The organism is Exiguobacterium sp. Leaf187, from assembly GCF_001423925.1.
Classification (GTDB): Bacteria; Bacillota; Bacilli; order Exiguobacteriales; family Exiguobacteriaceae; genus Exiguobacterium_A; species Exiguobacterium_A indicum.
In genome coordinates, this window is the sequence record NZ_LMPR01000008.1 from 128,395 (window position 1) to 141,833 (window position 13,439).

The 13,439-nt window shown below is 44.8% G+C and carries 12 protein-coding genes; 4 read left to right on the forward strand and 8 right to left on the reverse strand.

The features are described from left to right. Nucleotides 1–50 precede the first annotated feature (50 nt). The 3 genes from ASF99_RS03045 (at nucleotide 51) to ASF99_RS03055 (ending at nucleotide 3,975) form a co-directional block, all read left to right on the forward strand. Entirely contained in the window at nucleotides 51–1,589 is a 1,539-nt protein-coding gene (locus ASF99_RS03045) for a Ppx/GppA family phosphatase (RefSeq protein ID WP_055966903.1), read from the forward strand. After that, on the forward strand, nucleotides 1,586–3,739 hold the full coding sequence (locus tag ASF99_RS03050; RefSeq protein WP_055966906.1) for an RNA degradosome polyphosphate kinase: 2,154 nt from the start codon (nucleotides 1,586–1,588) through the stop codon (nucleotides 3,737–3,739). Before ASF99_RS03045 ends, ASF99_RS03050 begins: the two co-directional genes overlap by 4 nt. 65 nt (nucleotides 3,740–3,804) lie before the next feature. After that, complete coding sequence (locus ASF99_RS03055) at nucleotides 3,805–3,975, forward strand: XapX domain-containing protein (protein WP_023467523.1); 171 nt, start codon at nucleotides 3,805–3,807, stop codon at nucleotides 3,973–3,975. A 121-nt stretch (nucleotides 3,976–4,096) separates the two neighbouring features. Here the strand turns inward: ASF99_RS03055 and ASF99_RS03060 are convergent, their stop codons facing one another. The 5 genes from ASF99_RS03060 to ASF99_RS03080 form a co-directional block, all read right to left on the reverse strand. Further along, nucleotides 4,097–4,714, reverse strand: a complete 618-nt coding sequence (locus ASF99_RS03060; RefSeq protein WP_055966907.1) for a hypothetical protein — start codon at nucleotides 4,712–4,714, stop codon at nucleotides 4,097–4,099. A 20-nt stretch (nucleotides 4,715–4,734) separates the two neighbouring features. Beyond that, nucleotides 4,735–5,637 (reverse strand): deoxyribonuclease IV, encoded by a 903-nt coding sequence (locus ASF99_RS03065; RefSeq protein ID WP_050678376.1) that lies wholly within the window; start codon nucleotides 5,635–5,637, stop codon nucleotides 4,735–4,737. 98 nt (nucleotides 5,638–5,735) lie between these two features. After that, nucleotides 5,736–7,088 carry a DEAD/DEAH box helicase gene (locus ASF99_RS03070; protein WP_023467520.1) on the reverse strand — a complete coding sequence of 451 codons (1,353 nt, stop codon included), beginning with the start codon at nucleotides 7,086–7,088 and terminating at the stop codon, nucleotides 5,736–5,738. 47 nt (nucleotides 7,089–7,135) lie between these two features. Further along, entirely contained in the window at nucleotides 7,136–8,089 is a 954-nt protein-coding gene (locus ASF99_RS03075; RefSeq protein WP_055966910.1) for a sugar ABC transporter substrate-binding protein, read from the reverse strand. Then, the gene (locus ASF99_RS03080; protein WP_055966913.1) at nucleotides 8,086–9,849 is read right to left on the reverse strand and encodes a sensor histidine kinase; all 1,764 of its coding nucleotides are present in this window, start codon (nucleotides 9,847–9,849) and stop codon (nucleotides 8,086–8,088) included. The genes ASF99_RS03075 and ASF99_RS03080 overlap by 4 nt, the downstream gene beginning before the upstream one ends. Nucleotides 9,850–9,993: 144 nt before the next feature. On the opposite strand from ASF99_RS03080, the gene ASF99_RS03085 reads away from it, so the two are divergent. After that, nucleotides 9,994–10,941: a 4-hydroxy-3-methylbut-2-enyl diphosphate reductase gene (locus tag ASF99_RS03085; RefSeq protein ID WP_023467517.1), complete on the forward strand. Its 948-nt coding sequence runs from the start codon at nucleotides 9,994–9,996 to the stop codon at nucleotides 10,939–10,941. 83 nt (nucleotides 10,942–11,024) lie between these two features. Here the strand turns inward: ASF99_RS03085 and ASF99_RS03090 are convergent, their stop codons facing one another. The 3 genes from ASF99_RS03090 to cccA all read right to left on the reverse strand — a co-directional run bounded on the left by ASF99_RS03090 (nucleotide 11,025) and on the right by cccA (nucleotide 13,315). Next, nucleotides 11,025–12,137: a Nif3-like dinuclear metal center hexameric protein gene (locus ASF99_RS03090; RefSeq protein ID WP_055966916.1), complete on the reverse strand. Its 1,113-nt coding sequence runs from the start codon at nucleotides 12,135–12,137 to the stop codon at nucleotides 11,025–11,027. Beyond that, nucleotides 12,137–12,856 carry a tRNA (adenine(22)-N(1))-methyltransferase gene (locus ASF99_RS03095; protein ID WP_326937793.1) on the reverse strand — a complete coding sequence of 240 codons (720 nt, stop codon included), beginning with the start codon at nucleotides 12,854–12,856 and terminating at the stop codon, nucleotides 12,137–12,139. The genes ASF99_RS03090 and ASF99_RS03095 overlap by 1 nt, the downstream gene beginning before the upstream one ends. A gap of 117 nt (nucleotides 12,857–12,973) precedes the next feature. Continuing rightward, nucleotides 12,974–13,315, reverse strand: coding sequence for a cytochrome c550 (gene cccA / locus ASF99_RS03100; protein ID WP_023467513.1), 342 nt, complete (start codon nucleotides 13,313–13,315; stop codon nucleotides 12,974–12,976). Nucleotides 13,316–13,439: the final 124 nt, after the last annotated feature.

Here is a 13,439-nt window from a genome sequence, read left to right on the forward strand (position 1 = left end):
AGAGAGGGAATTCTTTTAGTGCACGCATCGCAGAGAGGAGTCGGAGTCATTTGAAACAAGAACTTGCAGTCATCGATATCGGTTCCAACTCGATTCGTTATGTCATCTTCCATCCGATCGCTTCTGGTCGCTATATCGAGAAGATTAATATTAAAGTCGTCGCCCGGTTATCTGCTCACATCAACGAGGATGGAGCACTCGATGATGAAGGCATCTCCTTACTCGAAGAAACGTTACATCGTTTTTATGAAGTTGGTGTCACCCATGAAGTCGAAGAAACGATCTGTGTCGCGACAGCAGCCATCCGTAATGCAACGAACCGAGATGCCATCGTTGAATCCGTTACAGAAAACACGCCTTTTTCCATTCAGGTTCTGACAGATGAACAAGAAGCATACTATGGCTATTTTGCCATCATCAATTCGACCTTCCTGACTGATGGCTTTTCTGTCGATATCGGTGGTGGTTCCATGGAAGTCACCTTGATTGAAAATCGCGAAATGGTGGCGTATCACAGCTTTCCATTTGGTGCCGTCACTTTGACACGGCAATTCGTTTCGGACGAGACACTAAGTGCCAGCGATAAGAAAAAATTGGTGAAATTCCTACGGGAGCAATTCGAATCGATTCCATGGCTGAGTGATAAAAAGCTTCCTTTAATCGGTGTCGGTGGTTCTGCCCGAAATTTCGTTCGGATCCATCAGTCGAATCAGGACTATCCCCTACGAAGTGTTCACCAATATCAAATCAAAGCGAAGGAACTCGCGAAGATGGTGGACGATCTCGAAGGCAAGTCGGCGAAACAACTATCGAAAATCGAAGGACTCTCAAAGGATCGAATTGATATCTTCCTGCCGGCATTGATTGCGATTCAAGAGTTAGCTCATCACATCGAAGCGGAAGAATTCGTCATGAGTAATCTCGGTCTTCGCGAAGGTCTTGTTTACGAGTTCGATGTGCAGGACGAAGCATACCGTCGGATTGAAAACGTACGTGAGCAAAGTCTCTATCAGCTCGAAAGCGACTATAAGGTCAATCGAGATCGTGCGTCATATATTGGAACTCTCGCCAAATCGATGTACCGGCAGCTCGTCACGCTCGACTTGATTTCAGAACGCGCGTCTGATCTACGACTGCTCGATTCAGCAAGTCGCTTATTTTATTGTGGACAATACATTAATCCAGATACACGATCGGACCAGACGTTCTACCTGTTGACGAATACCGAATTGAATGGCATGACGCACAAGGATCGCGTTGCTCTCTCGCTTGTCAGCTCCTATTCTTCTGCCAAACGGATGAACCAGCTTGCGAAACCTTTCAAGGACTGGTTTACGGAAAAATCGCTGGATCGCTTCGATCTACTTGGTTCTCTCCTCAAATTAAGTCATGCGCTCGACGTGACGGAGCGAAAAGCTGTCGATCATTTGGAGCTATTCCTTCAAAAAGATCAACTCCAATTCGTCCTCGATACAGGGGATCATGATTATGGATTCGAAGTCGAAAAAGCGGAAAAACAAAAGAAACACCTGGAACGAATCATTGATTGTACGATTACCTTCGAAACGAAAGGAGATCTTCCTTCATGAAGCTCGACATACCGGAACATTTCAATAATCGTGAGCTTAGCTGGCTCCAATTCAACAAACGTGTACTGGATGAAGCGTTTGACACACGCAATCCGTTAATGGAACGTTTTAAGTTTCTCGGTATCTTTAGTTCCAATCTAGACGAGTTCTATATGGTACGGGTCGGTGGTTTAAAGGATGAAGTACTCGCCGGATTCAATAAACCGGAAAATAAACAACAAATGACACCCAAACAGCAGTTACGTGCGATCGCAGCGAAAACAAAGGAGTTAGTCGATCGGCAATACGAAGCATTTCAATCAATCAATCAGACGTTATCCGATGAAGGCATTACATTCTTAAAATATGATGCCCTGACTTCGGATCAGACGACCTATGTAAAATCCTTTTTCCGTGAACAAGTCTTTCCGGTACTCACGCCTGTCGCCGTCGATGCCTATCGTCCATTCCCGATGCTCTCGTCAAAGTCACTCAACATCGCGACGGTACTCGAGGCAGAAGACGGGACAAAACGGAATTTGGCGCTCGTACAAGTACCTGCTGTCTTGCCACGATTCGTCGATTTACCGGTAGAAGATGATGAGACGACCGCTGTCATCTTACTCGAAGACGTCATCATCGCCTTCATCGATAGTCTATTCAAAGGCTATCGTGTGTTGTCTGCGATGCCGTTTCGAATTACGCGTAATGCCGACCTTCCGTTTCACGAGGAAGGTACGCATGACTTATTAAAGCTGATTGAGAAAGAATTAAAAAAGCGGCGTTGGGGAGTCGCGATTCGACTCGAAGTTCAAAAAGCTGCCATCAATACCGAACTGCTCAACATGTTGCGCGATGTGCTTGATTTACAGGAACGCGACATCTTTGCCGTGGATGGTCCGATTGATTTAACGTTCTCCTTTGCCTTTTACAGTCAAATCGGTATTGAATATGATCATTTGATTTATCAGACGATCATGCCAGTCGACCCACCAGCACTCGATAGTTCAAAAAATCTGTTCAATCAATTACTCGAACGCGATTATCTCTTGCATCATCCGTATCATACGTTTGATCCTATCGTCCGGTTCATCGTCCAAGCGGCAAATGATCCGAACGTCCTTGCCATCAAACAAACACTTTATCGCGTATCTGGTGATTCACCGATCATCAAGGCCTTAAAAACGGCTGCCGAAAACGGGAAACAGGTCACCGTCCTCGTTGAACTCAAGGCTCGATTCGACGAGGCGAAAAACATCGAATGGGCAAAGCAACTAGAAAAGGTCGGCGCCCATGTCATCTACGGATATAGTGATTTAAAGACACACTCGAAGATCACGCTCGTCGTCCGACTCCACGAAGGCAAAATTCAGCGTTTTGTCCACCTTGGTACCGGCAACTATAATGATTCGACGGCGAAACTATACACGGACGTCGGATTATTAACCGCTCGGGAAGAGATCGCCGAAGATGCGACGAACTTCTTCAATTGGTTATCCGGGTACGGGGAACAGCCGGAATGGAACGTTATCCAAACTTCACCGAACGCGATGCTTGAGAAGTTCCTGTCATTAATCGATGAAGAGATTCATCATCATAAAAAACACGGAAATGGTCGAATCGTTGCTAAGATGAATAGTTTAACGGAAAAAGACATCATTTTACGGCTCTACAAGGCATCGCGCGCCGGTGTCCAAGTCGAACTTATCGTTCGGGGCGTCTGTTGTCTGCGTCCTGGCATTCCAGATGTTTCGGAGAATATTCGCGTCATCTCGATCGTCGACCGTTACTTGGAGCATTCACGCATCTTCTACTTCCACCACAATGGACAGGATTTGATGTATGGGTCAAGCGCGGACTGGATGACACGCAACATGCGAAAACGGATTGAAATCTTGTTCCCGATCATGGACGAAGAACATAAGGAGTATTTAAAGGATTGTCTCGCCCTCGCCCTTGCTGATAATGTAAAGTCGCGTGAGCAGGCAGCCGATGGATCTTATCATTACGTGAAGGATGGAAAACAGAGCTGTGAATCCCAGCTGCTGATTCAAGACTATACGAGCAGCAAACTAAAACAAAAACCTAGTTTTACAGCTCCATTGACACACAAGTGGATCACGATTGAAAAGAAAGAGGACAAAGTCATTCTTGATCAAAATGCTACATGATGTTGGTCATGTTTTACCACGTACTCTACTTCACATGCTGATTTACAGCAGAAAGGACGAAATGTATGCTTCAGCAAATCTTATTATCTCTTCTCGCCGGCGTCATCTGCGGCGTTGTGTTCACCGCACTGAAACTGCCGATTCCTGCTCCACCTGTTTTTCCAGCCGTCGTCGGAATCTTCGGTGTCTTCCTTGGGATGAAAATCTATCTATTTTTAGTAGAACGCTTTTTCTAATCCAAACAAAAACAGTTCTCTTTGCTGCCAGCGCAGAAAAGAGAACTGTTTTTTTGATTCTTTTTAAGGTTTTAATGATTAAATGTCGATCGTGGGAGCTCTGCTTGAATAGGAAAAGATTTTACTCACTCTCTTCCGTTGCTGCTGCCGTATCCACCGCATGAAGCATCTGTTGATGTAACCATCGGTGACAGGTCGGGCAAACCGTCTGATATCCTTCTGGTGTCAAATGCCATTCCAGTAACGACTGCCTAGACTCCTCACAATGCATACATTGACGCGCGACTTGTTCCAGATGATTTCGCTCCTTGAAGCGCTCGATTCGACGTTGTTTAGATTGTTCGAGTGTCAGTACATCCGTTTCGAAATACCCATACTGCCATGAATCAAGCAGACGCGTGCGAAACACTCCTTCGACCGGTCCAGTTTTAAGACCAAGTTGATCGAGTGGTCGTCCAAGTAAGGGATGACGTAAATCCACACTGATGAGATCAAGGCACACATATGACCCTTCTGAGTCGTCAGCATTCGTCAACCAAAATGGATCTTCTGGACGTGTCGTATACTCGGTGAACAAGGCTTCAGCATACGCCATGATACCGTCAGTCGTCGCAAGAAACACCTCTTCTCCCTCTGCCAGTTCTGCCGGCAAATAAAACGGTTCCTTTGTTTCATAGTAGTGGACAACAGCTTGTCGTATCGCAAAACTAGTCTCATCAACGACGAGTATATGACACATCACAGACACCCCTTTATGAGTTATTCGACTGGTGCTCCTAGAATCGGTAGACGCCAGTCTGCATCAAACGCACCCGAACGTAACATATCGATTTCTTGTTTATACGGTGCCACTTTTTTCTTTGGATCGAGACCAATGTATGGCGTCTCTAAGATTTTCGGTAAATGTGCCAGAGCAGGATGATGCACGACACGATGTAAGGCATCAAATCCAATCTCACCAAAACCAATATTTTCATGACGGTCCTTTCGAGCACCACGGATATTCTTTGAGTCATTCACATGGATGACACCAAGACGATCCAGTCCAACGATCCGGTCGAATTGTTCAAGAACACCATCTAAGTCGTGCACGATATCGTATCCTGCATCATGCACGTGACATGTATCGAGACAGACGGACAGACGATCATGGTGCGTGACGCCTTCGATGATTTGAGCAAGTTCCTCAAAGGTTTTTCCGATTTCCGATCCTTTTCCAGCCATTGTCTCAAGCGCGATCTTGACCTGTTCGTCACCTGTCAGTACTTCATTGAGTCCCTCGACGATCCGTTTGATTCCGACTTCTTCCCCAGCACCGACATGCGCACCAGGATGTAGTACGATGTGTTGCGCCTTTTCAAGCGCTTCTGCTCGTTTGATTTCTGCTGCTAAAAACGAAACGGCGAGTTCGAATGTCTCGGGTTTCGTCGTATTCCCTAAGTTGATGATATACGGCGCATGCACGACGATTTCCTCTATTCCATTAGCGCTCATATGTTGCAATGCTTCTTGAATCCGTAACTCTTCCATCGGCTTACGGCGTGTATTTTGAGGTGCTCCTGTATAGACCATCATCGTCGTTGCACCGTAAGATGCCGCTTCCTCACTTGCACCTAATAGCATTTTTTTCCCCGAAACGGAGACGTGTGAACCTATTTTCATGTTCTTTTCCACCTTTCTCTTTTTACAGTGTACCAAATCTTGAAAACGACAAGACACCCGAAAAATGTTTTTTCATTTCACGGGTGTCATCAATGGAATTATTTTGATTTGCGTGCGTTTTCTTTACGTTGCGCGCGACCGACACCACGTTGTTCTTTGATGCGTTCACGTTTTGCTGTTTCTTTCAGCTTGTATTGATGTTTCTTCTTATAACCTGGTTTAACACGTTTTTTCGCTTTTGCTGCTTCACCCGAAAGACGGCTATGTGCTGTCTTCGAGACGGCAGTCTTCATGTGCGGCTTCGCACGGCGACGTTCTTTGACTTCGACGATTTGAGTTCCTTTGACATCAACGTTTGTGAATTGAATGCCACGGTCCTCTAAACGATTGATCATGCCGTTCTCGTGATCTTCAAACAGTGTATATGCCAATCCATCTTGATCGACACGACCTGTCCGACCGACACGGTGGACGTAGAAGTCTAAATCTTTTGGAATGCCGTGGTTAATGACGTGCGAGACACCTGAAATATCAATTCCGCGTGCAGCAAGATCCGTCACGATGACATATTGATACTTCGCATCGTTGATTTCTTTGATGGCTTGCTTACGGCGACGTGCTGGAAGATCTCCGTGAAGAGAACCAACGTTCAGTCCTGCTTCTAGGAACAAAGCTTCGACTTCGATTGCTTCTGCTTTTGTATTCGTAAAAATTAAACAGATATAAGGGTTTAACGCTTTCGCGACTTTCAACGTCAATTGTGAGCGCTCACGATGTTTGACCGGAATCGTATGGTGAACGATTTTCTTCGCTGTCTGTTGTTTTGGATCCACATGCGCATAACGCGGGTTATTCATATATTTTTTCAAGAACGGTTGCAATTTCTCAGGAATCGTTGCTGAGAAGACCATCATCTGAAGCTGTTCTGGAAGAGCTTGCGCAATCCGGTCAACTTCTGGCAAGAAGCCCATGTCGAGCATTTGATCCGCTTCATCGATGACATAGTGCTTCACGAAATGCGGTTTTAAAGCCTGTTCTTTGAATAGGTCTAAAATACGTCCTGGTGTTCCGATGACGATTTGGGGCGAGACTTTCACACGACCGATTTGACGTTCGCGATCCATTCCACCTGTAATAAGACTCGTCTTGATGAAGTCTGGTTCCTTCACGAGTAACGATTTCAGTTCTTCATGAATTTGCCATGCAAGTTCGCGCGTTGGAGCAACGATGATGGCTTGTAATTCTTGAAGCTTTGGATCGACGTTTTGAACGATTGGAAGAAGGAACGATAACGTTTTTCCTGTTCCTGTTTGTGATTGACCGATGATATCGCGTCCCTTTACTGCAGCTGGGATGATCCGCGACTGAATGTCGGTCGGTTTTGTGATGCGGGCGTCATCGAGTGCTTCGATGACGAACGGGTGTAATTGATAATGGCTGAATCCATTCATGAATTGACACCGTCCTTTCCTTATTTGCTGAGGCTTCTGCCTCTCGATTAGTTCAACATGGTTATGGGTCTACTACCGTCATACAGATAGGAGTACGTATAAAAACGAGTTGGAATCTTTTTGTTTTTCGTATGAAGCTTCAATGCACTGAAGGCGACTTTCATCATCTCATCAGCACTCTGGACGACCGTCGCATCCATCGATTTCATGTCAACAGCTTCTAATATAGCACGATTCCCGTCTATGCCGACAATTATTTTTCCTTTGATCCCTGCTTTTTTCAATGCTTCGAGGACACCTAGCGCGATATCATCATTGTGACAATAGACTGCATCAAACGGAATTCCCGACTTAATCACCTGTGTCATGACCTGTTCTGAAGTGACGGGGTCGTAATCTCCATTCACGGATTCGACGATTTTCAGATCCGACTCCCGCTCAAGACCAGTCAAAAATCCCCGGTGTCGTTCATTCGTCGTGTTGACGTTTGCCGTACCTGCGACTTCAATGATATTAGCGGTGGCTCGTCCCGTCTGCTTGATGCGTTCGTGTTTGATGAATGATGCAAGTTGTTCACCAATCAATTGATTATTTGAGGTAATCGAACTGACGACTGCATCGGAGCGAATCAATCGATCGATCGCAAAAACAGGGATATCTTCTTTGGCAGCTTTTTCTAAAGATTCAGCGATGTAAACATCGTCGAGTGTGGTAACGAAAATTGCATCCACTTTCATTCGAATGAATTCTTCAATCTGCTCTCTTTCATTAATGCGTGAATTATGCGACGTCGCGACGACTGCTTCATATTTATTCAGTTTCGCTTGTGTCTTGAACGCATCAACGAGCCGCTGCGCAAATTCATGTTTATCATTGACGATCGTAAAACCGATGAGATGACGACGCGGATTCGAATCCGTATTCACGAACATATTGGATATAAGAAGAACGGATGATATCCAAATGACTAAGACGAATAGCCACGCTTTATTGAATTTCATTCCGTTTGCTCCTTTCGAGGTAAGTGAACTTGAATCGTTGTGCCAACTCCAGGTTTACTGTCAAAAATCATCTTCCCTTTGTGATCGCGTACGATTTGTTTTGACATGAACAGTCCAAGACCATTTCCATCCACTTTTGACGTCTTGAATGCTTGACCAACATGATCAATCTGATCACCGTCCATTCCGACACCATTATCTTGGATGATGAAGACAACCTCTTCCGGATAGATATGCACATGCAAATGACAAATCCCATCTGGCCCTTTAAACGCGACAGCTTGAAGGGCATTTCGAACACAGTTTGCTAAAATCTGCAAAATCCCCTCTTCTGATGCATGAATCTTTGGCATAAAGGAAGGTGTATAAATTTTACAATCCGCTTCGTAAAGATGAGCTTCCGCTTCTAAGATATATGTCAGCTTCTTCATTAAATCATTCATATCAATCGTCGTTTTTTGAAGCGCATTGTTCTCGCCTTTGGATAAATCAAGCATCGTCTGAATCATGCCGTTCGCTCGATCAAGCTCAGATAAAGCTAACATCAACATCTCTGTATCTCGATCCTTTTCTGCGGCTAATAACTGTAAGGTCATTTTGACTGGTGTTAATGGATTACGTATCTCATGAGCAATGCCCGCCGCTAATTGACCAAGTGACGCTAGCTTCTCTTGCTGCAACATGGTTTGCTGTTGACTTAACTGCTCAAGTCGCGCATGTTCCATTCGCTGTGAGTATTCATTATAAGCAGCGACCAATGTCTTCACTTCGTTTGATCCGGCACGTTCAAGGACGATCGGTTTCGGGGAACTACTTTTCTCAATTTTATGAACAAGCTCAAGTAAAGGAGATGTCAATTGTCGTGACATTAAATAGCCAACAATCAGACTAAGGACGAGCGTCAAAGCGGCGATGATCAAATACTGCTGCCGTGTCGTGTAGACAGGTTCATAAAAAACGTTTCGCGGCGTTCGAACGAGAATTTTCCAATCCGTCACCTTTAAATCTTTTGCAAAGTAATACATATCTTGATTCGTACTAAAGATTTCAGATGGTTCGACGGATTGAAATGCACGATCGATCACACTTCTCGACAATAGTCGTTCTTCGTCTGTCACAAGATTACTCGACGTTGCTAGCAATTCTTTTTTACTATTAAATAAATAGGCAATCGTTTGATCATCAAAAGATTCTAATGATTTCCGGAAAATGATTGAATTCATCGCACTTAGTCCACCACCAAACACACCTACACGTTCGTTACCATCTCGAACTGGCACGAACATATATGTGACGGCATCTGATTCCATTGAGTACAGCTTACTCATATGAAAATCCGTACTTGTCAGAGTTTGTAGAAAATCATCATCCTTTACTATCGTACTATCTGGTACGCGACGATCTTCACTTGAGAACCAAGTAATCTGTTTCGTCTTTCTGTCAAAATAAAAAAGACTTTTAAATCCAGTATCAATATCAAGAAGATTTGATTCTTCAATTTTTCGACTTAGCTTATCAGGATTTTTGACGTTTAACTGCAAACTCATGATTTCCTCATGTAAATTCCCAATGTTATCACGAATCGCGTTTCCAGAAACTTCGACACTTTTCTCACTCTGCTTTTCCGTTTGCTGTTCGACTCGTGAAATCGTGACTCGATCCGCAGTAAAGGCAAGCGCTGAAATGACAAGACATAACAGGATGAATAAGATGGCGGTGATTTGAAAAAAATACGACCGCATCATTTTCTTAGACTCCACCCTTTCGCCCCCTTATTAAATAATTGCAACTTCATTAGTATACCATGTTCTGTTTCTGAAACAGACTCCTCTATTTTCATTCCCGTCTAAACAATGGTACACTCTAATTAATCATTCTTTTTCACAAAGGGAGAATCTACAACTATGCTAGTAAAAAAAATCAGCCCCCGCGGCTATTGTTACGGTGTCGTCGATGCAATGAAACTTGCACAACAAGCGGCATTGAATAAAGACTTGCCACGCCCGATTCATATTCTTGGTATGATCGTTCACAATGCTCATGTCACACGTGAATTCGAAAGTATGGGTGTCATCACAGTCGATGGTCCCGATCGCCTCGAAGCACTTGAGACGATTCAAGAAGGAACTGTCATTTTTACAGCGCATGGTATTTCGCCTGCTGTTTATGCACGCGCCGCCGAAAAAAATCTGCACGTCGTCGATGCAACATGTCCTGACGTGACGCGTACACACGATTTGATTCGACAAGTCGTCGCGGATGATTATGAAGTCATCTACGTCGGCAAACATGGACACCCGGAACCTGAAGGTGCAGTCGGTGTAGCACCAGAGCATGTGCACCTCATAGAAAAAGTCGAAGATATCGATGAACTCCCGCCTCAGCTCGCTCATAAAAAAATCATCGTCACGAATCAGACGACGATGAGCCAATGGGATGTCCAAGCTTTGATGGAACACGTGCGTAAAAAGTATCCGCATGTAGAAGTACACAATGAAATCTGTAACGCAACACAAGTCCGGCAAGAAGCGGTGGCTGATCAAGCAGGAGATTGTGACCTTGTCATCGTCGTCGGTGATCCACGTTCTAACAACTCGAACCGATTGGCACAAGTATCATTCGATATCGCAGGAACTCCAGCGCATCGGATTGGTGATTTAACAGAACTCGATCTATCATGGCTTAAAGGTGTACAGCAAGTTGGTGTCACATCAGGTGCATCAACACCAACACCAATCACGAAAAAGGTCATTGATTTCTTACAGCAATATGATCCATCAGACATCAGTACACATGACAAGACACCATTCCTTGAACTACGACGGATTTTACCAAAAGTAAAAATCCTTTAACCTGAATATGATAGAAGTAATAACAAACACCGGACAGCGAATCATCGCCGTCCGGTGTTTTATCTCATTTTTTACTTTACATATCACAAAAAATGAAAGGGATTCGTATTGGCTGTCGAGACGATGAGTTCCACATCTATCTTCTTCTCTTTGAATCGTTTGCTTAATTCGTTGACGACGCCTTCTTTCATGACCGACTCCACATGATGTCCCGGATCGACGACTGCTAGTCCAAGTGCCATCGCATCATGCGCTACATGGAAATAGAGATCTCCTGTCACAAGGACATCTGCTCCTGCAAATGCTGCAGTCGAGACGTACTTATTGCCGTCACCACCAAGGACCGCTACTTTTTGGATATGGCGCGCTTCGTCTCCGACGAAGCGTAAGTTTTGTACACCAAACGCATCTCGAACATGTTCTGCAAATTCTCGTAACGTCATTGCTTCCGGTAACCGACCAATCCGTCCAAGACCAAGTGATGTTGCCGGGCGTTCTTGGCGAATGAGATCATAGGCGACTTCCTCATATGGATGAGCCTGTTTCATCGCTCGAATGACTTGTTTCTGATTCAGTTCCGTAACGATTGTTTCGATTCGGACTTCTGAAACGCGTTCGAGTCGCCCTGCTTCACCGATATACGGGGTAGCTTCCGTCAACGGTCGGAATTGACCTGTTCCATCGACGTGGAATTGACAATCACTGTAGTCTCCTTCTTTTCCTGCTCCCGCTTGTGCAAGGGCTGTTGAAACGCGCTCTACAGCCTCGGTCGGTACATAGACACTTAGTTTATATTGCGTGTTTTCAAACGTCGGTGCTAGTACTTCACAAGACTCAAGACCAAGCGCATCTGCCATCCAGTCATTGACCCCGCCTGGTGTTACGTCAAGGTTCGTATGTGCAGCATACACCGCAATATCGTGTTTGATACATTTTGTGACGATCCGTCCTGTTGCAGAACGATCCGTCACATTTGCTAATTTACTAAAAATCGGTGGATGATGCGCGATGATGAGATCGACCTTCTTTTCAATCGCTTCATCGACGACAGACTCCAAGACATCAAGTGTCACGAGCACACGTTTGACGTCCTTGTTCAATGTTCCGATTTGTAGACCAATCGGATCACCTTCGAGTGCAAATTTTTTCGGAGCAAATGCTTCAAACTGCTCAATGACATGGTTCCCATTCGCCATTAGTTCGTCACCTCTTCCATCTTTTGAATCAATCGTTCGATGGCTTCGATTTTTTCAGATAAAACCTCCGTTGCTTGTCCTTGTTTCATCTGAGCTAGGATATACTCTCGCTTTTGTTTTTCAATCTGCCATTTTTCAATGAATTCTGGTGCACGTTCCCGCATTAACTGTGGTCCAAAGAACAATTCCCACTGACGTGTTGTTTCGTCCTCTGAGTAAAGTGTTTCATCTCCACGTTCTGCAACGAGAATTTCATAGATCTTTCCGTTCTCCTCGACGATGGCTTCAGACAATAACGCATATGAATTCGTCAGCAACCACTTCCGAACATCAACTGCATCAACATTTGGTTGAAGGATCAAACGTTCCTCCCCCGACAGCCGATCTTTGCCCTCTTCAAGGATTGAGGCAATCAGTGTTCCGCCCATTCCTGCAATCGTAATCGCTGTTGCTTCGCCCGGCTTTAAAACCGATAGTCCACTTCCAAGGCGGACATCGATTTGTGACTCGAGCCCGACAAGCGCCACTTGTCCTTTTGCCGCTTCCATCGGTCCTTCGTTTACCTCTCCCGCGATCGCGCGTTCGATTTTCTGTTGCTGGATACAAAAACATGGTACGAATGCATGATCTGATCCAATATCTGCGAGGATCGCTCCTTGTGGAATATACGACACGACTTTTTGGAGTCGTTGATCCAATACGACGTTCATTTGCATCATCTTCATCCTTCCTATTTTCCGAAAAACTCTCTTTTAAAAATAGCGGATTTACGCTAAAAAAGATACCATACACCACAAAAAAACATCCATCTCGTAACGAGATAGATGCCCTTGTTCTTATTTCTTAGCAGCTAACCATTTGGCTAGAACAGCTGCTTCTTCGTCATTCGCAAGACCGCCAGGCATTTGCCCTTTACCGTTCATTGCGATGTTCTTAATTTCATCTTCTTTCAGCTTCGCGCCGATCTTTGTTAAGTTCGGACCTGTTCCGCCTTCTAAGTTTCCACCGTGACATCCTGTACATCCTTTAGATGCAAACAAGTCTTCTGGCTTCATTTCTGCAGTTGACGGCCCTTTGCGAGCTTCCTTCACCTGATCGACCCCAAAGTAAGACAATGAAATCATAGCGATGATGGCGATGACTGCGATCGCCGCGAACGGTACTAATGGATTACGCATTTGGATTCCCCCCATATTCTATACCCAACCAAGTTGGTGACTGAATGGTATTCCCCGTTACTATTCTACTGTAAAAAAAACAGGGAAGGAAGAAAAAAACGAAACTTTTTTCTTCCTTCCCACT

What these genes read in the sequence shown, in the direction of transcription:
- ASF99_RS03050 (WP_055966906.1), top strand. Translation starts at nt 1,586, where the DNA reads ATGAAGCTCGACATACCGGAACATTTCAATAATCGTGAGCTTAGCTGG.
- ASF99_RS03055 (WP_023467523.1), top strand. Translation starts at nt 3,805, where the DNA reads ATGCTTCAGCAAATCTTATTATCTCTTCTCGCCGGCGTCATCTGCGGC.
- ASF99_RS03060 (WP_055966907.1), bottom strand. Translation starts at nt 4,714, where the DNA reads ATGTGTCATATACTCGTCGTTGATGAGACTAGTTTTGCGATACGACAA.
- ASF99_RS03065 (WP_050678376.1), bottom strand. Translation starts at nt 5,637, where the DNA reads ATGAAAATAGGTTCACACGTCTCCGTTTCGGGGAAAAAAATGCTATTA.
- ASF99_RS03070 (WP_023467520.1), bottom strand. Translation starts at nt 7,088, where the DNA reads ATGAATGGATTCAGCCATTATCAATTACACCCGTTCGTCATCGAAGCA.
- ASF99_RS03075 (WP_055966910.1), bottom strand. Translation starts at nt 8,089, where the DNA reads ATGAAATTCAATAAAGCGTGGCTATTCGTCTTAGTCATTTGGATATCA.
- ASF99_RS03085 (WP_023467517.1), top strand. Translation starts at nt 9,994, where the DNA reads ATGCTAGTAAAAAAAATCAGCCCCCGCGGCTATTGTTACGGTGTCGTC.
- ASF99_RS03090 (WP_055966916.1), bottom strand. Translation starts at nt 12,137, where the DNA reads ATGGCGAATGGGAACCATGTCATTGAGCAGTTTGAAGCATTTGCTCCG.
- ASF99_RS03095 (WP_326937793.1), bottom strand. Translation starts at nt 12,856, where the DNA reads ATGATGCAAATGAACGTCGTATTGGATCAACGACTCCAAAAAGTCGTG.
- cccA (WP_023467513.1), bottom strand. Translation starts at nt 13,315, where the DNA reads ATGCGTAATCCATTAGTACCGTTCGCGGCGATCGCAGTCATCGCCATC.